The 26,701-nt window shown below is 42.0% G+C and carries 22 protein-coding genes; all 22 read right to left on the reverse strand.

Going from position 1 to position 26,701, the window contains the following annotated elements; translation table 11 throughout:
• Positions 1-24 precede the first annotated feature (24 nt).
• The 22 genes from F5971_RS14205 to F5971_RS14310 all read right to left on the reverse strand — a co-directional run bounded on the left by F5971_RS14205 (position 25) and on the right by F5971_RS14310 (position 26,349).
• Complete coding sequence (locus F5971_RS14205; protein WP_036511689.1) at positions 25-672, reverse strand: HAD family hydrolase; 648 nt, start codon at positions 670-672, stop codon at positions 25-27.
• Between the two features lie 10 nt (positions 673-682).
• The gene (locus tag F5971_RS14210; RefSeq protein WP_036511687.1) at positions 683-1,393 is read right to left on the reverse strand and encodes an acylneuraminate cytidylyltransferase family protein; all 711 of its coding nucleotides are present in this window, start codon (positions 1,391-1,393) and stop codon (positions 683-685) included.
• A gap of 37 nt (positions 1,394-1,430) precedes the next feature.
• Positions 1,431-3,029 (reverse strand): aldolase catalytic domain-containing protein, encoded by a 1,599-nt coding sequence (locus F5971_RS14215; RefSeq protein ID WP_036511685.1) that lies wholly within the window; start codon positions 3,027-3,029, stop codon positions 1,431-1,433.
• A 24-nt stretch (positions 3,030-3,053) separates the two neighbouring features.
• A complete protein-coding gene (rfbC, locus tag F5971_RS14220) occupies positions 3,054-3,596 on the reverse strand; it encodes a dTDP-4-dehydrorhamnose 3,5-epimerase (protein ID WP_036511683.1) in 543 nt (180 codons plus the stop codon).
• A 14-nt stretch (positions 3,597-3,610) separates the two neighbouring features.
• Positions 3,611-4,300, reverse strand: a complete 690-nt coding sequence (locus F5971_RS14225; RefSeq protein ID WP_081763843.1) for a hypothetical protein — start codon at positions 4,298-4,300, stop codon at positions 3,611-3,613.
• Between the two features lie 7 nt (positions 4,301-4,307).
• The gene (locus tag F5971_RS14230) at positions 4,308-6,743 is read right to left on the reverse strand and encodes a glycosyltransferase family 2 protein (RefSeq protein ID WP_193495567.1); all 2,436 of its coding nucleotides are present in this window, start codon (positions 6,741-6,743) and stop codon (positions 4,308-4,310) included.
• Positions 6,727-7,836 (reverse strand): coiled-coil domain-containing protein, encoded by a 1,110-nt coding sequence (locus F5971_RS14235; RefSeq protein ID WP_193495570.1) that lies wholly within the window; start codon positions 7,834-7,836, stop codon positions 6,727-6,729. The genes F5971_RS14230 and F5971_RS14235 overlap by 17 nt, the downstream gene beginning before the upstream one ends.
• Positions 7,837-7,870: 34 nt before the next feature.
• Positions 7,871-9,985 (reverse strand): hypothetical protein, encoded by a 2,115-nt coding sequence (locus F5971_RS14240; RefSeq protein ID WP_036511677.1) that lies wholly within the window; start codon positions 9,983-9,985, stop codon positions 7,871-7,873.
• Positions 9,986-10,027: 42 nt separating this feature from the next.
• Positions 10,028-10,918, reverse strand: coding sequence for a glucose-1-phosphate thymidylyltransferase RfbA (gene rfbA / locus F5971_RS14245; RefSeq protein WP_193495572.1), 891 nt, complete (start codon positions 10,916-10,918; stop codon positions 10,028-10,030).
• A complete protein-coding gene (gene rfbD / locus F5971_RS14250) occupies positions 10,915-11,793 on the reverse strand; it encodes a dTDP-4-dehydrorhamnose reductase (protein WP_193495574.1) in 879 nt (292 codons plus the stop codon). Before rfbD ends, rfbA begins: the two co-directional genes overlap by 4 nt.
• Positions 11,794-11,795: 2 nt before the next feature.
• Entirely contained in the window at positions 11,796-12,863 is a 1,068-nt protein-coding gene (rfbB, locus tag F5971_RS14255; RefSeq protein WP_036511671.1) for a dTDP-glucose 4,6-dehydratase, read from the reverse strand.
• A gap of 119 nt (positions 12,864-12,982) precedes the next feature.
• The gene (locus F5971_RS14260) at positions 12,983-14,149 is read right to left on the reverse strand and encodes a nucleotide sugar dehydrogenase (protein WP_036511743.1); all 1,167 of its coding nucleotides are present in this window, start codon (positions 14,147-14,149) and stop codon (positions 12,983-12,985) included.
• A gap of 109 nt (positions 14,150-14,258) precedes the next feature.
• Positions 14,259-15,191: a hypothetical protein gene (locus F5971_RS14265; RefSeq protein WP_036511669.1), complete on the reverse strand. Its 933-nt coding sequence runs from the start codon at positions 15,189-15,191 to the stop codon at positions 14,259-14,261.
• Positions 15,188-16,255 carry an SGNH/GDSL hydrolase family protein gene (locus F5971_RS14270; protein WP_036511667.1) on the reverse strand — a complete coding sequence of 356 codons (1,068 nt, stop codon included), beginning with the start codon at positions 16,253-16,255 and terminating at the stop codon, positions 15,188-15,190. The genes F5971_RS14265 and F5971_RS14270 overlap by 4 nt, the downstream gene beginning before the upstream one ends.
• A 9-nt stretch (positions 16,256-16,264) precedes the next feature.
• Positions 16,265-17,287: an ATP-grasp fold amidoligase family protein gene (locus F5971_RS14275; protein ID WP_193495579.1), complete on the reverse strand. Its 1,023-nt coding sequence runs from the start codon at positions 17,285-17,287 to the stop codon at positions 16,265-16,267.
• A 2-nt stretch (positions 17,288-17,289) separates the two neighbouring features.
• Positions 17,290-18,315, reverse strand: a complete 1,026-nt coding sequence (locus F5971_RS14280) for an ATP-grasp fold amidoligase family protein (protein ID WP_193495581.1) — start codon at positions 18,313-18,315, stop codon at positions 17,290-17,292.
• On the reverse strand, positions 18,312-20,363 hold the full coding sequence (locus F5971_RS14285) for a glycosyltransferase family A protein (RefSeq protein ID WP_193495583.1): 2,052 nt from the start codon (positions 20,361-20,363) through the stop codon (positions 18,312-18,314). The genes F5971_RS14280 and F5971_RS14285 overlap by 4 nt, the downstream gene beginning before the upstream one ends.
• Positions 20,364-20,413: 50 nt before the next feature.
• The gene (locus F5971_RS14290; protein WP_193495585.1) at positions 20,414-21,133 is read right to left on the reverse strand and encodes a sugar phosphate nucleotidyltransferase; all 720 of its coding nucleotides are present in this window, start codon (positions 21,131-21,133) and stop codon (positions 20,414-20,416) included.
• 24 nt (positions 21,134-21,157) lie between these two features.
• Positions 21,158-22,987 carry a glutamine--fructose-6-phosphate transaminase (isomerizing) gene (gene glmS, locus F5971_RS14295; protein WP_193495588.1) on the reverse strand — a complete coding sequence of 610 codons (1,830 nt, stop codon included), beginning with the start codon at positions 22,985-22,987 and terminating at the stop codon, positions 21,158-21,160.
• 52 nt (positions 22,988-23,039) lie between these two features.
• Positions 23,040-24,371 carry a phosphoglucosamine mutase gene (gene glmM / locus F5971_RS14300; RefSeq protein ID WP_193495590.1) on the reverse strand — a complete coding sequence of 444 codons (1,332 nt, stop codon included), beginning with the start codon at positions 24,369-24,371 and terminating at the stop codon, positions 23,040-23,042.
• Positions 24,372-24,422: 51 nt separating this feature from the next.
• Complete coding sequence (locus F5971_RS14305; protein WP_193495592.1) at positions 24,423-25,304, reverse strand: class I SAM-dependent methyltransferase; 882 nt, start codon at positions 25,302-25,304, stop codon at positions 24,423-24,425.
• Positions 25,305-25,578: 274 nt separating this feature from the next.
• Positions 25,579-26,349: a hypothetical protein gene (locus F5971_RS14310; protein WP_193495595.1), complete on the reverse strand. Its 771-nt coding sequence runs from the start codon at positions 26,347-26,349 to the stop codon at positions 25,579-25,581.
• Positions 26,350-26,701 lie beyond the last annotated feature (352 nt).

The following is a 26,701-nucleotide window of genomic DNA, read 5'->3' on the forward strand; positions in this document are numbered from 1 at the left end:
CTAGTGACTGTCGTGTATAAAGGTTTAAAAAATTTTCTGCGTCAGCTCAGTTAAACTTTCAACGGTTTTTAACTGATGCTCCGCACAATACGAAGGCCATTCATGAAACTCACTCCATTGCGTAATAAAGACAAAATCCAAACCCGCCGCGGACGAGGCCACATGGTCATAACGACTGTCGCCCAGAAACAACGCAGGCTGCTGAATATTCCCCGACAACAGCTCGCGCTTAAGAATGTCGTCCTTGGTATCGGGGCTGCCAAAGATGCCACCGTTAAAGAGCTCAGCCAAGCCACGCTCTGCAAAGACCTCTCGCAACTCGGCTTGATCCCCGCCCGATACAATCAACCAACGACTGTCTGGACTCAGGGCACGCAGTTCATGCAGCCCCTCCACCACTTGGCAACTTAACAAACCCGCAATCACTTCATTTGCATAGGTCGCCAACAGATCGTCTAAATTAGGTTTAGTCGATGTCGGCGGCAGCATTTCATCAATGAACTTAGCAAATTTGACATAGCGTGAAATGCCGCCATTGGCGACATGGTAATCAACCAACGCCTTAGCCGCCTCTTCCCCAAAAGGGATGGCGGTTTTGTAAAAGGCATCGGTTTTGACTTTATTTGAGTCGAGCACCACACCATCACAATCGAACACATAGGATTGATACATTTAAATAGCCTTATTGTGTTTGCATCATCAAACTAACAAGCATATTCTGGGCCAACTTAAAATCCGCCTCCCAATCAATATCAATGCACTTTTCACCCTCTGTGATGAACAAGCACGGATTGCGCCCAATTCGATCTTGAAACGCTTTGTAGTTCTCGACACTGTTAATGTAAAACGCGTGATTGATCTCATAGAGCGGCGCTAGATCTTGGGTGTTAGGCCAAGGATTGACACTGCGATCACAGTTGATGATTTTCTTCTGGTTATCATCCCAAATAAACTGCTGAAGTTTATTCACCGACATAATAGAGTCGTAATCACCGTCAATCACCTGCGCTTGGTACTCATCTAAAGCAGTTAGATAATCCTGGGCTGTAAAAAAGGGTGCCGTTACGTGCAACCAGAAAACATGCTGCCCCGAAACAACGCTGGGAACATAGTTAATCAAATCTTGAACCTTGGTCGTTGACGTGCACAAATGATCAGGGCGATGGTCAATTTTAATGCGCGAATCGCTCGTATAAGGCGCAACCTGCTCCAACACCAACGGATCATTCGTGGATACTACCAACTCACCTACATGGTCGAGAATTTTCACCAACTCATCTAGCTTAAACTGCAGGAGACTGCGGCCATCCGGCGTGAAAGGACGTGTATTTTTATGGATAACACGCGTACTGCCACTGCGCAGTGGCAGGTAAATACTAATCGCTTGATTCACGAAATATCTCTCGACTCTAAACAGTTAATCGATGCCCTTAAAGGGCATACACTGAAATACTCGGCAATGGATAGCGCGTCGGCGTAATCGCCACCATATCTACAGCCGAAGGCTCCGCTAAATAGGCATTTAACAAACGATCCATCTCTTTGCTACGCGGGTCATCTGCACTGTAACCATCAAACCCAGCCATCAGAATACGCTTCGCTTCACCACTGGTTAACACCGCCAGTGCGTAGACCACAACAATTGATGACGGAATGACGCAGTAATTGGCATTGAACTCGAACTTAGCCTCTTGCACCCCCATGCCAAAATCCAATAAAGATTTATGGCTTAAGGCTGTCTTCACGTCATCAGGTAACATAGAAGCGGGCGCAATCAAGGGCTGAGGTAAGGATTGGTGCGCCTCACAGTCAGCCAATAACCGAGTTGGATGACACGCTACACGCACATCAATTAAGTCTTGATGAAGACTGGATTGCGTATTTAACGCCAACACAATAGGTTTCTCGCGCTGAATATAGGCTTCCAAGGCCGCTTTATGTGCTGCAACACCCGGCCCACTCCCCAGCAACAGCACTTCGCGGTCTTTAAACAACTCGCTAGGATGCCACTGTCCGCGGGGTTCACCTTGATAAAAGTGACGAGCCGCATCTAAGGTATTCAGACTGAACTTTTTGCCGCCTTCAACACGAAGGTGATCTATTACAGATAAAATATCCACTTCGCAGTAACGGCTATCTTGCAACATCTCTTGGATGTAGGTCGGGTGGATTCCGTATTTGCCAGCTAGGTAATAATAAGGATTGGTTCCCCACCCACACTCTGCTTGCATGGGCTTAAACACGCGCGCGATCAGACTCATCAAAGGTGTTAAATTGATTTTCTTGCCTGAGCGCTCTGCCAACTCAATACACAACTGCTCTGTCAGTGCATTGCCAGGCCCACGCCCCATTCCAGTGATGGTGCTATCAACCCAAGTCACGCCATCATCAATTGCTTGCAAGGTATTGGACAACGCCAAGCCAAGGTTATCATGTGTGTGAATACCCAGCGCACCCTTCCAGTGTGTTTTAAGCCAGCCAATAATACGGCCCACCTCAGCAGGCTTCATGCTGCCCATGCTGTCCGCAAAATACAACACATCCAATGGATAGGCCGATGCGATCTTTGCCAACTCGATTACTTCGGCTTCTGTACGATCCGCAATTTGCATTAAGTTAAAGCCGACTAAGAAGCCTTGCTCTTTTAACCAATTTACCGCTGGTAAAGCGGCAGCAAATTCATGTATATGGCAGGCAACCCTAACCAGTTTGACAGGTGACGTTGCTGCACCTTCAGGAAATAAACGGCGCAAGGTCGACGGAAGATCCTCAACACCAACTATCTCCGCTGCATTAATCATCACTGCCAATGTAAGGCCGCTGGGCACTTTTAAAGAACGTAAATACGCATCCGTTGTATAGGCATTGGGGCCCTTGAACCCTTTGTTCAGTAAGGATCGTAAACCCAGTTCAACGGCATTGACACCCACTGCCAACATGGACTCAAGGTAGTCTTCTATCACCTCTTGTGAAAAATTCCATGCATTGTAATAGCCACCATCTCTCGGTGTGCAATCTAAATGAATCATATCCTATCGCTCCTACTGAGCTCACTAATCAAATAAAGGGCACTCACTGAATACTAGCCCTTGCGCATCTTTTGCAGACAAACTTGGCTCACCGTCCAATGGCCAATCAATCGCCAAGCTTTCATCATTCCACGCCAAGGAATACTCATCACCCGGCGCGTAATAATCCGTACACTTATACTGAAACTCGGCTTCATCGCTCGTCACATAAAAACCATGAGCAAACCCCGGCGGCACCCAGAGCATTTGCTTATTCTCTTCGCTTAACAGCACCCCTACCCATTGCCCAAAGGTCGGCGATGACTTGCGTAAATCAACCGCCACATCATACACCTCACCCCGTGTTACCCGAACTAACTTGCCCTGTGGGTTCTGGTGCTGATAATGCAAACCACGCAAGATGCCCTTTTTAGACTTGCTGTGGTTATCTTGCACAAACTCGTATTGACCGCAGTGCTTAACAAACTCGGTATGACGAAAGGTTTCCATAAAGAACCCCCTTTCGTCACCAAACACGGCCGGCGTCATTAACACAACATCCTTTACCTTAAGCGGTTCGTAATGCATCTTCAAAGACTCCGTTAGGCTGTGGCGTTTGAGGTGGGTAGCAGCTTTTGATTGGCCGCGGGGCGACGCCCTTCATTAATTCCATACAGAATAAAGTGCAGTAAAGGGTTCAGCCCGGCTTTCGCCACATCGGGATTTTGCTGGATATAATAGAGCGTATCAAAATGTGCACTGGGATTACGCCCTTCCAATGCACCAAACTTTAAATAATGAATAACAGGATCTAGACGAGACGACGCTACATCGGAATAGGTCTCTAAATACCACTTACCATCAAAGTAGTCAGATGCACGCAACTGCTTGATTTGATCCTTAAGCTCGCGCTTGTATTTCCAGCTTTTACGGTAAACCTCGCGCAGTGTTTTCAGCGCCAGCGTGCGGTACCAGCTCACTTGAACCTGCTCTTGCTTCAACTGAGACTCAAGCTGCTGAATACGATGTGTCAATTCAGCTTGCGTTTTCCTCATACCAGCCAACAAGGGCGATGTATCTAAAAATAAACGCTGCTGTTCTTCCACTCGCTTAGGCGTATTGGCTAGATCCGCTTGCGTCGTGGCAGGGGCTGATGCGGATGATGGATTCGTAGGGCCTTGGCTCTGCAAAACCTCGATTTTTGCATGTGCTTGGATTAAACGCTGCATCAACTCTTCAGCCTCTGCCTTAACCCTGAAATACTCCTCGCGCGGTACGTCCGTATTTTGCATAAAAACCTCAACTCTCACATGCATCTAAATTTGACAAAAACATTTCTGAGGAAACCACTGGGCCGAAATATACCCAACTCGCACGGGCCTCATCAGACGTCACAAACGTGACATCCAATGCATGACACCACGACAATAAGGCTTGATGATCAGCCACATCACCAGATACGACAAAATCCATCGGTGCCTTCTCCGTTATCAAATAGAGTGTATCACAAACACTCGACATCTCAGACACATCAAGGGGCAGCACCGTCTCGAACAAGACAAGATGATCGACCCGCCCAGCGTTTGCCTCCACTAGTCTGAATACCGCCGCCAAAGACACTTGTTGTCTCGCATCCGTCTTAACTAAGGCTGGAAGAAACACCAAAAGATCAACGCTGGGTAATACCGATTCAAGCCAAGGTACATCCTGCCCGTCAGGCACACAGAGCACCAACTGACAGCCCCGACGTTTAAGATCGGTTATCCAACCTGTTAGCCTCTCTTGATTGGGGCTTAACGAGCTGCAAACTATCACGAGCGTCGTCTGGTCTAAGACTAAATCCCGAGTCTTGCTGTACAAGGGTAAGGTCATCCGCTGGCTTTCATCCATGAACGTTTCCCTTTGCCAAGGGAAGTGACGTTCAGAGATATTGCGTTGAATGAACTGATAACCGCTCAGACTCAATAAAGGCCCGGGATCATACCCCTTATTGATCCCCTGCTTCCAAAAATGGCTGAAGGGGTCTTGGGGACGTACCCTCACCTCGGGATAACGATACACATACCAAACCGGATCAAACCAGCCGGATTGTTGCAATGCATCGTCAGCTCGATAGGTTTCAACCGCTTGGCGTGTTTGATCCAACACCATGTCTTTGGGTGCCAAGAATGGACGCTTAACCGGGTTTTGTGGCATATACAAATCGCGGGGTGCGGATGCACGCTGATGCCAACGCGCGGCAGCATCTTGGTAGAGCTTTCTGAGACCATTGAACTGAGTAATGAGATGCGTCGTCTCATTTTGAGTTAAGGATGCATGCTCTGTGCGACCCAATGCAAGCGGCACACCCGGCAACACCTCAACCAAGGCTTTAGGGCCAAAGGCTTTAAGCATGCGGTTCAAGTATTCCGTATCGGCATTGACTGTTACCTGATCCCAAAAACCCAGTGCTTCAAACACCGATCGATCGAGCAACAAAGATGAAGTGTTGCGATAAATCCACCCCTGATCCGTTCGCCAATGCGAAAAAATCACATCATCGTTGCACCTGACCCAATGCGAAAAACTGCCCTTTGCCGACGCATTGTCAAGCAAGGCCATAACCTGCAGCTCAATTTTTTGAGGATGCGACCAGTCATCTGCATCGTGCACCGTTATGTAATCGCCTGTGCTCAATGCCAAGCCTTTGTTTCTTGACGTATAGGCACCTAGATTCGTTGCATTTGCCTCCACCTTTATACGTAAGGTGGAGGAGGCATATTGCGCTTGCAGCCGCTGACAAATGGCCAAACTGTCATCCGTACTGGCATCGTCAATCAAAATGATCTCAAGATTCGGCCAAGTTTGCGCTGCCAAACTTCGCACAGCGACGTCAAGATAGGCTGACGAATTAAACACGGGCACAATCACAGAGACCCATGGCAGCCCCATGCTTGAACACTTGGGTACGCTTGTCGAAAGTACGGACAAGTTTAGCTCGGGTGCATCTGATGAAATCAATGCTAACCCACTTTCTAGATAACACTGATTAATGAGCGTTAAGCGTTGTGCGGTTCGTTCGTTTGGACTTAAAGACTCATCCAATACCAGAAGGTTGGACTGAGCCAAATTCACATTAAACGCTTCAACCTGAACAAATGGCGACTTACTTAACCACGCCTTTAGAGTCTTGGCCTGCCAGTGCTTGGGCTCTGCAAAGCAGAGTTGGGCATAAAAAAGAATATATAAATGGCTATTTGCACCCGTGTTCAGCGGTAAGGCTTGCTTCAACACAACCGACACTTCTGTCCAATTTTGCTGATACGCCCACCAACGACACAACACCACTGCGTATGCAGACCTCACGTCATCCGCAATGGAGGCGTCTTCAATCAACGCTTGTAAAATCGGTACATACAGGCTATCCAGCCCACGCCAGAGATAAAAATCACAGGCCACGGGGGATACTCGACTGGTTGCTCGTTTTTCCTTAATTCCGTTTTTTAAATAATGAAAAAGAGGGTTCACACCCGCTGCTTTAACGTCTGGATGAAGATCTAAGTACACTTTGGGGTCAAACGCAGCACTTGGGCGACGGTTTAAATACCAACCGTAGCCTAAAAAATGCTCCAAGGGCTCAAGTCCGGACTTGAGCACATCGGGGTAGCGTTTTATGTAGTCTTGCGCATCAAATAATTGTTCTGACACCAGCACATCAAGCAGCTCTTTCGGCAACTGATTAGGGCTTAGTGGCATATCGATTCTCGAACTGTCCTATCCCTAAATAATGAAGTAACGGATTCATGCCAGACTCAAATACATCTGGGTACTGGGCCAGATAAAACTCAGAATCAAATTTTGGGCTCGGATTACGGCCTTCCAAACCACCGTGCAATAAAAAGTGACGCGCCGGATCTTTAGCCGCCTTTGGGTTCTTAGCAAGGTCTTGATAGGTCGTCAAGTACCATTTGGCATCAAAGAAATCGCTGCTGACAATCACTTCACGGTGGGCCTCGATTAACTCTAACTCACCGGGCGTTTTATGCATTTTTGCCATCAAGGCGCGATGATTCACCAACAAGGACTCCAGCTTTGAATAGTCCTCTGCCGGGTTTTGGTAAGTGATCTTCTGAATGGTTAACTGGCGCTCCAGTTTTTGTGCCCGCTTTTGCTCAGCAAGCAAATTAGCCGATTGCTTGGTCACGGAGGATTCAAGCTCAGCAATCCGTTTTTTATAGGCTTTAATTTCAGTTTCTTTATTTTTATTGGCCGTCGATGCTGACTTTTTGCTTTGCTCTAAAGCTGCTTGAGCTTGACTCAACTTGGATTCTACCGCTAGTTTTTGCTTCTTAAACTGCTCAGCATCCTGCACTAGCGCTTTTTCTTGCTTGGCTTTTGTCTGTAATTGCGCAGTAAGTGTCTTGTTCGACTCTGTTAGCGTTTTAATTTCTTGGGCCTGAGCATCCGCTTTTTTATTGAGCGCCGCCTGCTCCTTTTTCAAATTAGCGAGTTGCGTTTCTTGCTGCTGAATCAACGCAGTTAAGCTGGCCACTTCATCAAAGCGCTCTTGCAACTGCTGAGCGGTTTCGTGTTGTCTTGTGTTTGCCGCTTGGAGCTGATCCAGCTGCTGCTCTAGCTGTTCTTGAATTTGTTGAATATACGACTGGCTATCGCTTAAAGATAATTCTAGGCATGTCAGACGCTCATTGGCTGCTTTTAGTTGTTGGTCTTTAGATGCAATAATTTTGTTTAACGCATTAACCTGCACTAGGTGCTGATTCACTTCAGCTACTTTCCCAATTTTTGAGATACTCTTCGCTGAGACATTATTCGCGGTATTTTTAGACATAACTTGACTCATATAATCTGTTTAATTACACCAATTAGTTTTGGTTCAGCCGCTCAACACATAACAACAAAGGGTGTCGATCACTTGATAAAACTTCAGGATATGATCGAATAAAAGCCATTGTATTTAAATCGGCGTTTGGATTTCGTCCCTCAAAAAAACCATGGTGTAAAAAATGAGAGAAAGGATCTTTCGCACTCGTTGGATTCTGTGCAACATCGAGGTAAGTACTTAAATACCATTTAGAATCAAATAAAGTGTTTGCAATTTGCATCTGATTTTTTCTGGACAACTGAGTGTAAGGATACTTCCGTAACAAAGCTAAAAGCGAAGGCAAGCAAGCAACAAAACGATCTTCTTGTTTTTCTGCACCACTATACTTGACAAAATAACCTTTAAGCTCCTCTTGCACTGAATGCAACTGTTCTAATAAGTACGTATTCTCGTTCTTTAAACTTATGGAATCTTTATCTAGGTCTGTACTATTATTAGACACAACACTTTTAACAAACCCAGAGTCTACTGAAGTTCTAAGATCCTTGGTTAATTTTTTTTCGTTTTGCAAAGAAAGTTCTAAGTCTTCAACTATCTTTTGTTTCTCTTTTAAGGCAGTTTCAACGGTTCTTAACTTTTCAAGATGTTTCTGGCTATCTGACTCAAACGCAGCCAGTTTGCACCTTTGCTCTTCAAGTTTAGTATTAAGAATACGCTGTTCTTCTTGCATTTTTTTAAGTGAATGATTTTCACTATGAAGTAAAGTTTTCTCAGTTAGCCATGCGCTTTTTTCATTTTGCATAGCCAGCAATGACTCCGACAATCGAGCAGACTCTAGGTCACTTACAGACCATGCTTCAGTCACTTCCGTTAATTTTTCTTCAACAGAGCTTAACGCTTTAGTCAATCTATTTTTTTGATCAGAAAGGCGCTTACTGTATTGATGCGCTGCATCCAGTTCACTTTGTAAAAGCTTATTCTTATCAGAAATTGATTTAACTTCATTTTTCGCTGCACTTAACTGTTTCAATACAGTTTTATTTTGCTCTTGTAAGTCTGATGAACTAAGCTCAAGTGCCTTTAATTTTTTATTTAACTCTTCAACGCGCTTCTGCTTTGTCTTTAGATCTGTCTCTGACGTATTCAAAGAAGCTGAAAGCGTTTTGTTCTTATCTAAGCTTTCATTAAGTGCTACTATTTTCGACTCGAGTGTTTCTTGAACAATGTGTAACTGATTAAGAAGTGCTGCGTTTTCACTATTTCCATTGGAAAGCTCACCCTCCAAGGTCCCAACTCTATTATTCAATTGAGAAACCAAATGATTATTCATTTCGACGAGCGAGTGAGAAGCTAACAAGTCAGATTTAGCATTTTCTAAAGCTTTATCTAAATCAGACTTCTGTTTTTTTAGTTTCTCATGCTCAGCAGTAAGCTTCTTATGCTGCTGCTCTAAAGCTAGAAAGTCTTTACTTTTAGTATTAACATTCAACTCTGCTTGCTTGAGTTTATCACTCAATGACACATTCTTATCGGATAATGAACTTATCTTTTCCTGAGCCTGAACAAGCTCTCTTTTTAACTGGTCACGTCTAGACCTCAACTGCTTATGCTCAGCCAGTACCTCTAATGGATCATAAGGAGTTTGATCAACATCTTCGGTAAGCGGTATAGATAGGGCCTCTAATTGACTTTCCAATCGAGAAATAGCTGGATGGCGGCGCTTAATTTCAGCCGCTACCAGATCATAGACGTAAGATACTTTCGATGAGGTAGAGGTAGACTCGAAATCAAAGGCCTGATCTATAAGACCCTTTGCTTGACATTGGCCGATGAATGCTTTTGGATTTTCAGAAACTAACTTTTCTTGAAACAACAAAACGTGTTTTCGATACGACTTTGCAAGCTTTAGAATGCATACAGCTTGATCCGTCCAAGCCGTCAGTTCCGATTCAAGCTCTTTTGACTGATTCAAAGCAAATTGTAAACTTGCGCTTAGTGGGCGGTATAACAGAATTACTGTCGATTGGCACTTTGCCACTTTTTCGACAAACGAATCTGAAACGCTCTCTCCATCATTTTTGCAGCCTATCATTTTTAGCAATTCGGTGGTGACTTTGGACTGCCCAAACGACATGGAACCTACCAACTCCGGCATACACAACTCCAGCAGTGTCTTTTATTCTTTAAAATATACAAATCAAACAGCAGTTTTAAGCAAGTTTAACAAATACTGCCCGTACTGGGTTTTATTCAGTGATTGCCCTTGAACTTTTAACTGATCATCACTGATCCAGCCTTGATTCCATCCAATTTCTTGCAAGCACGCAATCTTCAAACCTTGACGATGTTCTATAGTTTGAACATAAGTACTGGCTTCTATCAGGCTATCGTGTGTACCCGTGTCTAACCAAGCAAAGCCACGACCTAAACGCTCAACCCGTAAATCACCACGCTCTAAGTAAGCATTATTTACGCTCGTAATTTCTACCTCACCCCGAGCAGATGGCTTAACAGCTTTAGCGATTTCAACGACGTCATTATCGTAAAAATAAAGGCCTGTAACAGCGTAATTAGATTTTGGATGTGCTGGTTTTTCTTCGATCGAAAGCGCATTGCCTTCATCATCAAAGGCAACCACACCAAAACGTTCTGGATCTTGAACCAAATAACCAAAAACAGTTGCACCTGTATCGCGAGAAACTGCACGCTTGAGCTGTTCAGAAAACCGCTGGCCATGGAAAATATTATCTCCCAAGACCAAACATACTGAGTCAATCCCAATAAACTCTTCACCGATAATAAAAGCCTGTGCCAGACCATCGGGACTAGGCTGAACGGCATACTCAAAATGCACTCCGAACTGCTCGCCCGATCCCAATAGCTTTTGATACTGTGGTAGATCATCCGGCGTTGATATAATCAATATCTCTCGAATACCGGATAGCATTAAGACAGATATTGGATAGTAAATCATTGGCTTATCATAAATAGGTAAGAGCTGCTTAGATATGCCTAGCGTAATCGGATGTAATCGAGTGCCCGACCCACCGGCAAGCACAATCCCTTTCGTTTTGTGCTGTTGAGTCATAACAAATACTCCTCGATTGTCAGTTGTAACTGTGACTGCCAAGAGGGTAATTCACAATTCAGAGCTGATTCTAACTGTGTAAGGTTTAAACGCGAATTTTGAGGGCGCTGGGCCGGAGTTGGGTAATCCGAGGATGGTATTGGCTCAACCGCATCAGGAGTGATTGCTAAATTAATGCCTGCAACTGCTGCAAACTTAAAAATCGCTTGTGCGAATCCATGCCAACTCACCTCTCCTCGTGGAGCCAAGTGATAAGTACCCGAAGTAACTGACTTCAGACAGGCTTGCAACGTCACTAAAGCAATTAAACGTGCAGGAGTAGGAGCACCAACTTGATCGTAGACAACTTTAAGTGATGTCCTCTCTTTACCTAAAGCAAGCATCGTTTTCATAAAGTTATGACCACGCGCCGAATACACCCAACTGGTTCTAAATATCAAATACATACAGCCAGATGACTCCACTGCCTGATCACCTTTTAGCTTGGTCCGCCCATACTCATTACAGGGTGCTGTTAAATCAGTTTCTATCCAAGCATGGCGCCCATTCCCTGGATAAACATAGTCAGAGGAGTAATGCACCAACTTAGCTGAATGTTTTGCAGACCAATTTGAAAGCTGAGCGGGCAATAGATGGTTAAGTCGATCTGCAAGAACTGGCTCTGATTCAGCCTTATCAACTGCCGTATAAGCTGCGGCGTTAAGAATTAAACTAGGTTGGAACTGATCCAAAAAGTTAGAAACTGCTAATTCAGACGTTAAATCCAATTCTATACGCGAAGGCGCTCTGACATCGCCAAGCAATGAAAACGCACGAACCAATTCAAATCCTACTTGCCCAGTTCCGCCTAAAACTAAAATACGATTGCTTGCCATGATTAATGTCCTGAAATACCTAAACGCTCCCCTTGATAACGCCCATCAAGCACTCTCTGCCACCATTCCGTGTTATTCAGATACCACTCAACTGTTTTTCGCAAACCTGTTTCAAAGGTTTCTTGCGGTGTCCACCCAAGTTCACGCGCTATTTTGCTGGCATCTATGGCATAACGCACGTCATGTCCTGGTCGATCTTGAACAAAAGTAATTTGCTTGGCATAGGGCTCGGACTTCGGGCACATCTCATCCAACAGTTCACACAACAACGTAACCACTTGAATATTTTGCTTTTCGTTATGGCCGCCGATGTTGTAGGTTTCGCCAATATCACCCGCTAACGCTACTCGAATCAACGCCCTTGCATGATCTTCAACATACAACCAGTCGCGAATTTGTTTACCATCCCCATACACGGGCAATGGTTTTCCAGCCAATGCATTTAGAATCATCAAAGGAATGAGTTTTTCAGGGAAATGATAGGGGCCATAGTTATTTGAACAGTTGGTCACTACAGTTGGCAAACCAAACGTACGTTGCCAAGCGCGTACCAAATGATCAGAGCTCGCCTTACTCGCAGAGTAAGGCGAACTTGGAGCATAAGGCGTAGATTCGACAAAAAGATCATCAGTTCCATGCAAATCACCAAAAACTTCATCCGTTGAGATATGATGAAATCTAAACGCTTCTGCCTTTTCAGGGTGAGAGCACTTTAAATCCATCCAATACGCCCGCGCCGATTCGAGCAGAGTGTAAGTCCCTACAATATTTGTCTGTATAAACACGGCAGGTCCATCAATGGAACGATCAACATGACTCTCAGCTGCAAGATGCATAACGATATCTGGCTGATACGTTCTGAACACCTCAGCCATTGTAGCTGCATCGACTATATCCGAATGTATAAAGGTGTAGCGTTCGTTATCTGACACCTCAGTTAGGGACTCTAGATTGCCTGCATATGTAAGTTTATCGACGTTAACAACCGTAAAATCAGTATTCTTTATTAACTCACGTACGACTGCCGAACCAATGAATCCAGCACCACCTGTTACTAAAAAGGTCTTCATCAACGCTATCCTATTATTCCTTTATTGTCGACTTATGCTGGAGGTATCCCTAGCGCTCCACACAAGTGCACAGTGTAGCATACTGAATGCACTAGGGACGATATGGCAAAGGAACGAAATTAATCGCTCCCGAACAAATCCCGAGTATAAACTTTTTCAACCACATCAGATAAGTTTTCTGACATTCGATTAGCAATAATCACATCAGACATTTTTTTAAAGGTTGACAAGTCACGGACAACTTTTGAATGGAAGAAGTCATCCTGCTTGAGCTCTGGTTCATAGATCACAACTTCGACCCCTTTTGCCTTGATACGCTTCATGATGCCTTGAATTGCAGATGCACGAAAGTTATCCGACCCAGACTTCATAACTAAGCGGTAGATACCAACAACATTGGGATTACGTTTTAAAACTGCACTTGCAATATAATCTTTACGGGTACGGTTAGCTTCTACAATTGCCTCTATCAAATTATTTGGTACATCTTTATAGTTAGCTAGAAGTTGCTTAGTATCCTTAGGTAGACAGTAACCACCGTAGCCAAAACTTGGATTGTTGTAGTGTCCACCTATTCTTGGATCTAAACCAACACCCTCTATAATTTGACGCGAGTCCAACCCGTGCTCAGCTGCATAAGTGTCAAGCTCATTAAAGTAGGATACACGCATTGCCAAATACGTATTTGAGAATAACTTAATTGCTTCTGCTTCAGTACTGTCTGTAAATAAAATCGGTGCATCTTTCTTAACTGCCCCCTCTTGAAGCAAGCCAGCAAAGATCTGTGCACGCTCAGATTGTTCACCTACAATAATACGTGATGGATAAAGATTGTCATACAAGGCTTTACCTTCACGTAAAAACTCAGGAGAGAATATTAAATTAGGGCAATTAAATTTTTCACGTGCATTCGATGTATAACCGACAGGAACAGTTGATTTAATAACCATTACTGCACTAGGGTTTATTGACATTACATCCTGTATGACAGACTCAACACTTTTAGTATTAAAATAATTTGTCTCTGGATCGTAATCAGTAGGGGTTGCAATCACAACAAAATCAGCATTTTTATATGCCAACTCTTTATCAAGGGTCGCAAAAAAATTTAAGGTTCGATTTGCAAGAAAGTCAGATATTTCCGCATCCTCGATGGGAGAAATCCTATTATTAAGCATTTCTACTTTCTCAGGCACTATATCTACTGCTACAACATTATGATGCTGTGAAAGCAACATAGCATTTGACAAACCTACATAACCAGTACCAGCAATGGCAATATTAATATTATTCATTTCTTAATCACTTTAAAATATAAAAATAGAAAATCAATTATTGAGAAACAATCTTAAAAAATCTCAACAACTGAGAAAATAATAATTCTAAAAACAAAATTTATAAAAACTCAGGACTCCGACCATTCTTAAACATATCAATCCATTCACCCTGTTTTTCAACAACCTTCAGGATCATATCTGCCCAGAAATCACGGGGAGCACTTTTATGCCCTTTACCCCAGTCACCAATGTGGACTAAAAGATTATTATTTAATTGATATGTGCCAACTGAATCAGGAATCTTTACTTTAAGAGATTTCATGAATGGCTTATAGTGCCTTTCTACATGATGCTCATCGGGAAGATTCTGAAGGTAAATAGTAGGATTCACAACACTACCACCGTAATGTTTCCTGATATTTAGAACATGACTACCAATCAATCGGGGGTTATTTTTAACCATAGAAACATTATCAACACCAAAACAGTTCTTTAAAAACCTATTAACGTGTGGTCTATGATAGTCAAGAATATTTGTTTGCGGATTTGATGTTATACAGAAAGAATTTGGATAAGCCCTCGCGTAAAAAAGACTTGCTGCCCCTCCAGCGGACCCGCCTACAAAGATTACGCTTGATGCATTAGTAACCGTGATAATTTTATCAATGATACGTGGGATTATATCATTTTGTAATGAATAATGCTTACTTCCCACATACCATGCCATATTCATATCATCAGACATATACAAGCAAGGATCATTAATTGAAAGCCTTGTAACTAATCCCTTTGGTGCAACACCTAAACCTGAAAAGATAGGAAGCTTTAAACCAACATCTCTTTTTTGGGCGCCATTGAAAAACACTAACAGCGGTTTTCCACTCTGAACATCAAGATTAATGTCTATTAGTGCCCCACGCTCATATATAGAATAGACACCCGTTGCAATACAACCAGCATCTTCGAAACTGTTTAATGAAGAAAACTCAGATGGAACACCCCATTTTTGAAATGATCTCTCATCCTTAATAGTCTTTATTACCCAATTCATTTATTAATCCTAGTACCAGAGCACGAAGTAATGTGTGACAAGAAAACTTTTCCACTTGTGGAATGGTCCGCAGGCTCCATACCATAAGTGCTTTGTATTATTGAATCATCCCAATCAGGACTATTTATATCAACCGCTGACAGTTTGACTTCATAGCATCGATTTATTTCAAGATCTTTTGATAAAAAACCATACAAGGGGATGTGCTTAAGAATAAAACTAAAGCGCCCCAAAGAGGATTTTTTTCTTTTAGTATTTATTATTTTCTTATAGCCATCAACCTCTATTAAAAGCGAGCAAGACTCATACTCAGAAATAAAGGAAACTCCTACCGGTATACCTCTCACACGTACAACTGTGCTATCATTCTTATTTAGAATTGAGGTTTTCTGCATAAACCTTGTATTTTCGAAGCATTTAATCTCCCCCGAAATGCTACTGATATCAAGACGTGGAAGTGGATCAATAGCTACATTGATTGAATCAGAAAAAAAGTTCACTGATTGTGCCAACAACATTTCAGATACTACTTGTTGTGATATATAGCTAGTAACAGATGGACTACTATAATGACTATCATCTAGATAAAAATCATCGAACGCGGCTACAATGCCAGCCTTACTTTTAAGCATGCTATCAACATCGACAGATAAACCGCCATACTTTGATGTTAAAAGCTTCATTTTATCATGCATAAGCGATTGGTTCTTCCAGAATCGTTCTTTGCGACGACCAAGCAAAATTGTTACAACTAGAGCCTTTGGGTACTTGTTGCGTACACATTCTAGCAACGCGGAAAATGAGTACTCCCATAATTTTCTATCATTAGAAAAAAGAGGAAGATCATTAATACCATACTCTATAAAGATAACATCGATATTCTTTTTCCCAAAGAGATGTGTATTCTCAAGACCAAATAGACAAGTAGTAGCGCCAACAGCGATGTTATATACATTCTTAACATCAACACCAGATGACATTAAAGATTTGGGTATCATTTCAGACAAGCCATCTCGTATAACTAGATTACTACCACCGATAAAAAGAATATTCACATCCAGCATCTCCGAGCCTTACTTAGAAATTTTTTTGTAGGTCTTAAATTCTTTGTTATTTAGTAGATCTAAAATCAATCTATTTTTAGCTAACACAAACTCTTCACCTAAGACTTTATCCCACTCATCGTAGAAACTACCTGCCCCCCCTGCATTGAAGGTAAGCTCACCGAAATAAAGACCTTCTCTACCGGCTAAAAAGTCAATCCTACAAAAAGGAAATGGAATCTCTGTGCTTAGCTTTTCAACTAGTTCTATATCTCTCTCGTTGAAAAGTGGATTCACTATTTTCCCATCTGATCTATAATAACGGGATATTTTAGCCTGCACCAAATTGCCATTTCTATCAAAGAAAACGTCCTCTCTTCTCTTCTCCCAACGATTTACTTGGAGCACCAAAACAACTTTCCCATAAAAAGTATAAAACTTAACATCATAAGAACAGTCGCCTTCGCTATTTAAAATAAGCTCTTCAACTTCCCACTTAAGACCAGACGGTGAGTTTTGAGCAATGCTAGTCAATGCATGATCAATTGAGCTAAAAGTCTTTCCCGAAAAAACATCTTTAACAACTCCACTTTTATTTTGCAAAAGACCATGCACATTTTTTGATTGTGCTCCAAAAACTGGCTTAAGTACAAACCCATTCTTAATGACAGAAAAATCAAATTTTCTGACGTCACTGTATGAAGCGTTTGTAAGGTATGTTTTTGGTAAGCGACAGCCCAGCTCAGCACAGAAATCTTTACCACCAGCTTTACTATTAATTCTATTTCTACTACTGACCATTGAGGCCATAAGACTACTATTAACTATTCTTTGGAATTTGAATGACTTAGAGAACAAATCATTCAACACAACAGTAAACGAATGTGAAACCGGAGGCACTATGCTTAGCCTTTCAATCCTTTTCCTAAGACTATTAAGGCTATCATAATCACCTGACTTGGCCATTCTTTTTATATGAGAATCAATTTCCTTAAAAGAATTTCGGATTTTAGAAAGCTCTTCTTCTATCAGAACAAAACTGTCATTTTCCATTTTCAGCTCTTAACTTTACTGTTTTTATAGAAGTATGAAAAAAGTCTTGCTTCAGCAGACAAGTAACACTCTCCTAAGTATCTATCAAATTCCTGATTAAAAGATGAAAACTGACCAGGTCTGGGAGTAAATTCGCCAAAAGCAAAATCTTTTCTGCTCTTTATAAAATCAATTCGCATAAACGGTGTCAGAATTTCTTTACTGATATGCTTCGCCGTTTCTAAATGTCTGGCACTAAAACCACTACCAATAAAAGATTTATCTTTATAACGACCTGTGCTCGCTAGGCTGCCATCTGGCATCCACTCGCAATATCGAGTTTCATTAGCCCTTTCAACCTCTAGAACAAACCCGACTTCACCGTAAAAACAGTAAAATTTTAAATCCACGGGTGGAACTAATGCACCTTCATCAAAATCACCAATAAACTCTTCTAACAACCAAGAATCTTTTTTAATAATACCACTTTTCATCAAATCCGAGGCTTTATCTAAAGCATTCTGAACCGAAGAAAAACTTTCTCCTGTTCGCACTTCAAAAACACCACCTAATTCATCAAAAATAAAAACTCCATGACTAGATGAGCCATTTTCAGGTTTTAAAACCGATCCATTAATAGGTACTATTTTATTAATCGGTTGATTGTATGCATAGGTCTTTGGTCTTTTCACTCCTAGCTTGTCAATAAATTCATATGCATGTCGCTTATTATTCAGTTTCCATTCTGGCTGAAAATCAAACAATTGTCTTCTGCGAGTTGCTTGAACAAGCAGCTGTTGAAATGACGATGCATTTTTTAAGGGAATTTTATTTTGACTTAATAGCCTTGTATTTTTCTCTGTTAGCTCATCAATCCTTAGTAAAGCGACCATTTCTTCTAATACAGATCTACGTACATCACTCGATAGATGCTGAACAGCAGTAGCAATTTGATTCGATATGATGCTTTTCTGTTCCTTCTCAATCTTTAGCCTTTCATCCGCTCGTGCTAGTGCGGATAAAAGTTCATCAACCCGATTTTTGCTCAAATAACACCCCACATTTTGAATCCAATAAAATCAGGATACCCATCAAGTGGGTAATCAATCAGACTTTTATCTGTTATTCTATACTCATTACACTCAACAATTTGTCCCATGACAACGGGCTCAACTTTACCCTGTTCAAGTTGCTCAAAGTAAAGTGTGCACAAGGACTCTGGAGCTTTATGGAAGCTAGGCCAATGAAAAAGGGCAACTTTTTGCTTGGGGTTTGTAGCTAAGTGTTTCACTACTTTTTTGCAGTCCTCCAACCGTGAAAAATCACCTGCAATCACAATATCGAATTTTAATGGGTCATCAGATCTCTCAAACATACTACGAGGAGCTGGAAATGCCCGATTTTTTTTTGCATCATTGATTTTTAATTTTTCATTTGATGCATGCCACCAAGCACAAATTTCTCGATATATGTGTCGAAGTCCAAAGTAAACTGTTCTAACATGAGTTGCCTTAGTACGCGTCAAGGAGGACTCCTCATCAAGCGCAAACGCAAGAGGGGTATCATCAAAAATCTTTGCAAAGGCTTTTTTGCCGTAGTGGGCCTGCATTCTCCAAATATATTCTGTATCACCACCTATGCGAACATGATCCCATTCACCAATCGTGTCTAATACATCTCTATGAAACATAAAAGAAGACTGACTCCAGTGGGTTAAACAGTTATTAGGGCGCCAATTCTGTGTAAACAGGAGGTTTTGCTGAGCTCGAATCCAATGTGCAGAGCAACCCTTAACTTCGGGATGCGTTTCTAAGAACGCAACTTGTGTTGCTATTTTTTGCGGGTGGGACCAGTCATCACTATCGTGCGTTGTTAAGAGCTCCCCAGTAGCAAACTTTAAACCAAAGTTACGTGCAGCATAAGCACCACCATTCACTGGCGGCTGTATGGCTTTAATGCGAGGGTCTTCTTTCTCTAAAGCCTTAAGAATCTCAAATGTGTTATCTGGAGAGCAATCATCAACCGCAATAATCTCAATATTGTCATACGATTGCTCGAGCAAGGACTCAATTGCAATGCGCACTTGCTCGCCTGCACTGTATATTGGCATGATTATTGAGACTTTCTTACTTCCTTTAATTACTGGAAGAGGTTCACCTCGAACATTTGCAATAGATAATGGCTTAGTTTCATCCTTAATACGTATTTTACTAAACCCATGAATCGATAATGCGTGGTTGATCATTTCCAATCGGTCAATATCACGATCCAAAGAGTTTGACAATGCAAAATGAGCATCTGCATCCTTAGGGTGCAAATCAACATACGCTTTAAGTACTTGATACGCGTCTTTAGGACGCCCTAAGCTCATTAGACAAAAAAAGCTAAGATATACTGTTTCCTTACGAGATTTGTTTGCGGCAACTAGCCCCTGCATTTCGCAAGCAAATTCTAATGCCTTCTCTATTTCCCCACAAAAATACAACCAACGTGCTGTGTGCCACATTGCCCACCAGCGCGACTCTTCTTTTGAATCTGTGTCCTTATATACTTTTTCAAGCTCTTTTAAAGCCGAAATAGAGTGTCCATTCCATAATTGAACAGATAAATTATTGGTAAGGTTTGATTCAGCCCCCTTAATTTTATATCCTTTTCGTTTACCTTCTTTCAAATAATGAACCAGAGGATTCTGATTTACATCTAAGGCGTAGTTCTGTAAATAAAAAGTTGTATCAAAACGCTTACATGGGTTAAATCCAAGCCGCCAACCAATGACCATATAGTGTAGGATTGGATCAACCCCCTTTGGTAAAAACTCTCTATATTCCTCTCTGTACCATTTCCCATTGACTAATTTTGACTTTTTAATAAGCGCATAGTCATTTTCAAGATCTATAGGAAAAGAATACATACTCCGCAAAAGCAAATGTATATCGTCTGCACGCACATTTGATCTCATCGCCGCAAACGAGAAGTTAGTATATGAGTATTTAAAGGATGGAAGCTCAATGACAGATTGAGTGTAGCTGTTCAATGCTTTCGTGTACTCACCCTGTCTATAATACAAATTCCCTTCAGAAAAGCTACATTTTGTCATTTTAAAACTCTTTTTTCATTTAATTACAAGGTATTACTGGTAGCGAAGATTTAATCATCCAGTCGCTGTTCAAGACTTGCCAACTGCTCAAGCGTATTGACACCCTCGACCTCTTCCGCTGATAAGGCCCGCTGAGCGTGAATAGGTATACCCTGCTCTTTAGCAATTGAGATGATATCTGTTAAATAATACTCCCCTTGAGCATTATTTGCGGATAGTTTCGGCAACCAGGACTTGAGCAAACTCGCTGGTAAAGTCATGATTCCGGTATTGACCTCACGTACTAACTTCTGTTCGTCATTCGCATCTTTTTCCTCTACAATCGCAACCACTTCGCCGCTGCTATTTCTAAGGACTCGTCCATATCCTTTCGGATTATCCAAGACGACGGTTAACAACCCAACACTCGGAACAGTCGCGCATGTGAGCAACTGATTAAGTGTGATCGCAGAAATGAGTGGGACATCACCATACAGAATTAAAGCCTGACTGTGTTCATTGACCAGAGGCATCGCTTGAGCAACTGCATGACCTGTTCCTAATTGCTCGTGTTGTGACGCAAACTGAATACCTTCATCCTTGACAACTGCTTTAACTTGATCGGCACCATAGCCAACAACAAGGTGAATTTGGCGTGGATTTAGTTTTTTTGCGCTCTCTATAACCCATTGTATCAAGGGTTTACTCTTGAGAGGATGAAGTACTTTCGGCAAGGCTGATTGCATACGACTGCCTTTACCCGCCGCTAAAATAATCACTTCTAATGACATATTAAAATCCCTGCAAACACTGACTCACTCGACGGTGACGCTTTTAGCTAAATTACGAGGTTTGTCGACATCTGTTCCTTTTACTAAAGCGACATGATAAGCCAAGAGCTGAAGAGCCACAACATGCAATACTGGAGACAAAAGGCCATAGTGCTCCGGCATTTTTAAAACTACTATCCCTTCACTGGAGTCTATTGCCGTATCTGCATCTGCAAACACATACAGAACACCGCCACGGGCACTCACCTCTTGCATGTTGGCTTTTAGTTTATCAAGCAAGCTGTCATTAGGGGCAACGATTACAACAGGCATATTGGCATCTACAAGTGCTAAAGGCCCATGTTTCAACTCACCTGCTGGATAGGCCTCAGCATGAATGTATGAAATTTCCTTTAGCTTTAATGCTCCTTCTAATGCAATCGGATAGTGATACCCACGCCCTAAAAATAATGCGTGGTGTTTATCGGCAAAATGCCCGGACCAATTTTTAATTTCTGGCTCTAATGCCAATACTTTTTCAACGGCGAGAGGCAAGTGCAGCAACTCTTGTAAGTATTGTTGTTCTGAGTCAGCGCACAAACGCCCATGTTTCTTTGCTAAAACTAAGGTTAATACAAACAACGTCGCCAATTGTGTAGTAAAAGCTTTAGTGGATGCAACGCCTATTTCTGGACCCGCTCGAGTAATGAAGCGTAACGCCGTTTCACGCACGATAGCAGATTCAGGAACGTTACAGATTGCTAAGGTAAATTTATGACCAAGCGCTTTGGCCTCTTGTAAAGCCGCTAACGTATCAGCCGTTTCACCGGATTGTGAGATTACAACCACTAACTGATTAGGATTCGCTACGGTCTTTCGGTAACGGTACTCGCTGGCAATTTCAACACTACAGGGAATGCCGACTAAGTCCTCAATCCAGTATTTAGCAGTCATACCGGCATAACTTGATGTTCCACAGGCAACAATTAACACAGAATCAACCTGAGAAAAGATGTCAGCCGCCTGAGCGCCAAATAAACCCGGATCTAGCTGCGCCATACCACTGAGCATTTCTAAGGTATTGCCTAACGCTTGTGGCTGTTCGAACATCTCTTTTTGCATAAAGTGCTGATATGGTCCCAACTCTACTGCACTGGCTGAAAGCTGTGACAAGGTTTCTGTGCGCTCGACTGTTTTGCCCTTCGCATCATGGATCTCTAGCAGGTTTTGCTGAATACGAACAATGTCACCGTTCTCCAAATAGATCAAACGACGAGTCACACTGATCAAAGCAGACGCATCAGAAGCGGCATAGATGCCATTATCAGCGATTCCGAGCATTAAGGGAGACCCTTCACGTGCCACGATCAGTTGATCAGGAAAATCTTGATGAATAATGGCCAATGCATAAGCACCCTTCACTTGAGTTAAGGCCACTTGAACAGCCATCAATAGATCTGGATGGGATTTTAATTGATACTCGATTAGATGCGCGACAGTTTCAGTGTCCGTATCCGAAGTAAACTCATAACCTAAGGCTTGAAGTTGCGCTTTTAATTCCGCATAGTTTTCGATGATACCGTTATGCACTAAGGCCAGTTTGCCAGAGATATGCGGATGCGCATTACGCTCGGCAGGAACACCATGAGTTGCCCAGCGTGTATGGGCTATGCCTAAAGCCCCCTGAGCTTTTTGTGCTTGGGTTAATGCTTCTAATTCTGCAACACGCCCCAGCGCTCTATACCGCTGGGGTTCTCTTTCACCTAGTACCGCTAAACCCGCTGAGTCATATCCACGATACTCTAGTTGTTTCAATCCACTGATTAAAAAATCAATACTGTCGACCGATGCATTGGCCGCAACAATTCCACACATGTTTAAATTCCTTTAGAAAACACATCAAGTATAAAAATGAAACAGCTTTACATTACACTAACATTTCAACCAACGCTTCAGCGCAGTCTTGTGCTGTTTCTCTGCAGGTCGCCTCGACCATTACTCGAATCAAAGGCTCTGTACCTGACTTTCTTAATAGCACTCGCCCATTTTGACCTAAACGATTCTCAATACTCACTAACCGTTCACGCATAGGGCGTGTGTCGAGAGGATTAATACCGGTGTCTTGGTATTTTACGTTAATTAATACTTGAGGCAGTTTTTGCATACCTTGCTTCAAAACCGCTAAAGAGGCTTGTTGCTCAACCATTAATGCCAATACACGCAGCGATGCCACTATTGCATCACCTGTTTGAGCATAATCTAGCAAAAGAATATGACCAGACCCCTCGCCTCCAATACGCCAGCCTGTTTTACTTAGCTGCTCCATCACATAACGATCACCTACATTGGCACGGACAAACGGAATCTTAAGTGATTGCAATGCCAACTCTAAACCAAAATTTGCCATCAGCGTGCCCACAACTCCCCCCTCGTACCCCTTTCTTTGGGCATCCCGAGCCAGTATCCAGAGAATCTCATCACCGTCTACAACAGCTCCAGTATGGTCAACTAGCATAATACGGTCTGCATCACCGTCAACAGCAAGGCCGATATCCGCTTGATGATTCTTCACCGCCTCAACAAGACTGGATAATGAGGTTGCGCCACACTGCGCATTGATATTGATACCATTTGGTTGATCATGAATACTGATAACTTGGGCACCCAGCTCACGGTACACCTTAGCAGCAATTTTATAAGCGGCGCCATTGGCACTGTCCACAACGATTTTTAAGCCCGTCAGTTGTAAATGGCTCGGGAAACTGCGCTTACAGTATTCGATATAGCGCCCAGCGGCGTCTTCGATACGGCGAGCTTTGCCTAAATGTTCCGATGCCACACACTCTATGCCATGCTCAAGTGCATGTTGCAGCATCTTCTCAATCGCTTTTTGCTGTGCATCCGATAACTTTGATCCCTCGTTAGAGAAAAACTTAATACCGTTGTCGTAATAAGGATTGTGTGACGCACTAATTACCACCCCAGCATCCGCACGGAAGGTAGAGGTTAAGTAAGCCACTGCTGGTGTGGGTAAAGGGCCTGCTAGAGCGATATTGACACCCGCAGCGGATAAACCCGATTCCAGCGCAGATTCGATCATATAACCACTGGCGCGCGTATCTTTGCCAATTAGAATTTCTTGAGTGCCCTCTGCACCTAAAACTTTGCCCGCAGCCCATCCAAGTTTCATGATAAAGTCTGGTGTCATCGGGAATTGGCCTACAAAGCCACGGATACCGTCGGTGCCAAAATACTGCATGGTTCATCCTTTAGGGGTTTAATACAGAAACAATAAGACTAAGAGCGCTAATTAGCGCTCTTCAGGAAGGGAGAAATCTAAGCCTAGGGATTTTTCAGAAAAAGGCACAGTTGTATCAATTACAGCTAAGTCTTTTTCTTTAGTAACAATTAAAGCTTTTGTTCTGGATTTAGTTAAACGCCCTAGGCCTTTCTCTAAGGAATAATATTCTAAATCAAATTCATAGGCTTCCGCCCAGTGATGGCAAATGTCTTTCTCTTCTTGACGAATTGTATCATCCATCCAGATCTCTGCATTTGGCGCTAACTTTTCAACCACGGCGGGTAATGCTGGATAACGACTGTAAAGGCAGGTGGCGCCTGGCGGTCCATCTACCCATAGCAAATCGACATTCCTAATACCTTCTAAAGATGATTGCGCATACCAGTAAGAAGGCTTCTCAGCATCCGCTGGGTTTAAGTGATCTGCATGCCATGGCTCTAGCGCATTAATCCGTAGATCGACCCACTTTTCTAACTTTTCAGCTTTTAAGGTAGCCAAAGTCTGCGCACCGTAATGATCACTATGTTCTATTGAAAAGAGCTTACCTTTGCCATTTTGACTTAAAGCATCTGCAATCACTAAAGTTGACGCACCACTGCCAAACTCAACAATCGCATTAGGCTTAACATCCATTATATGTGAATGTAAACGAACAAGAACATCTGGGGATGTCGCCCATCCTCGCAAAGGGGGCAATTGTCCTTTGATATTTAAACGACGTTGTAGCCAAGATAGGCTCTCAAGTTGTTCATATAAACAATTCTGAACAACTATCAAGTCTCGTGTTAATTTATCAGCGTTTGCTTTTACTGTTTTTAACAATTCATTTTTAACATTTAAAATCTGGTTCTCAATAGATTTGATCTCTTTGTTATCGAATAGTTTTGTCATAATAAAGCCTACTTTTATAGTTATTCAATTCGTAAAGAAAAATTATAAACCTATTAACCCATTAACCCATACAAGACTCGTATTGAGTAAATTCTACTCTAGGCAACTCTCTTTACGCTTGCATTTCAATCTACTCAACCACTTTGATCTTAATGCACCTAATTAACACATACCTATATTTTCATAGTTTATTGTTGTAATAGTTAAAACCTACAAAAATACAAAACGAAAAAATAACGAAAGACTATAAAAGCTTCAAAAAACCCAATCAAAATTAGAAACCAAAAATCTCTTTCATAATCAACTTTGTATCATACCTACTTGGAGGATTATGTCCCAATACCGCATCATCATAAAACACAATATTAAAACTATTTTCAGACTTAAAGCCTTCTTGAAATGAAGTCACGTCAAAAACCCGAAAGAAGTTGAATCTTTTTTGCAAAACACCAACGTGATTTACTAAATGAAACGTATCTGATTTATTTTGGATTATAAAAACTTTTCCATACCGCCCTGTTAGTTCAGGAGAATATGAGATACGCTCAATAATATCATTATCATTCTCTACTTGATCAGGATAACATATATCAATCATAGCAGAGTACAATCTTGGATAAAATTTATTCAAATATATTTGAGGATTAATAGCAACAACCGTACTTTCAGTATAGATATTAGACATTTTTAGGCTCACAAAGCCACCAGCAGAAGAACCAAAAAAAACAACATCTTTATTACTAAGCCCACTGTCTTTTACGATCTTTGATACAAGCTGTGAAGCACAACATAGAGCATTCGATCTATCGCCTTGGAACCACCCAATGGTTAAATTATTATTCTCATCTATTGTCGGATCATCAAAAAAAACGCAAGAGTATTTTTCAATATAATCAGGAAACCAGCTATTTCTCTGGAATTGAACATCTCCCTTCGAGCGATCATAAGCCCCTGGAAAAAAGAAAATTATTTTTTCAGGACAGAGTGACTCATGATACACATACTTTAACTCACACCCATTAAAGGAAAAACTTTTTACATCCATCACAAAGCTCTCACAAATGTTGATTCAGTTACAAAAATTGAAAAAATAATAGGACCAATTATCTTTTACAAATAATCAAGGAGCTATTGTTGATATCCCTGAGATATTATTTAATTTAAAAACATTTCCTATAACTTCAAAAAACTCAACGTCAACAACATCTACACCATATCAAATTAAATATGGTGAAGTATTACACCACGACCCATGGAAAAAATCATAAAGCCACGGAAAAATCATGAAACCCCGCATGTCTCTAAGACTTGCGATAAATACTCTCGACTCATCGCTGCCTTCTTTCGCTTCCTTTGAATGCCTGCTTTAAAGGTCTTTTCACTTTTCAAGAAGTTCA

This window comes from Nitrincola alkalisediminis (genome assembly GCF_009821115.1).
GTDB classification, from domain to species: Bacteria; Pseudomonadota; Gammaproteobacteria; order Pseudomonadales; family Balneatricaceae; genus Nitrincola; species Nitrincola alkalisediminis.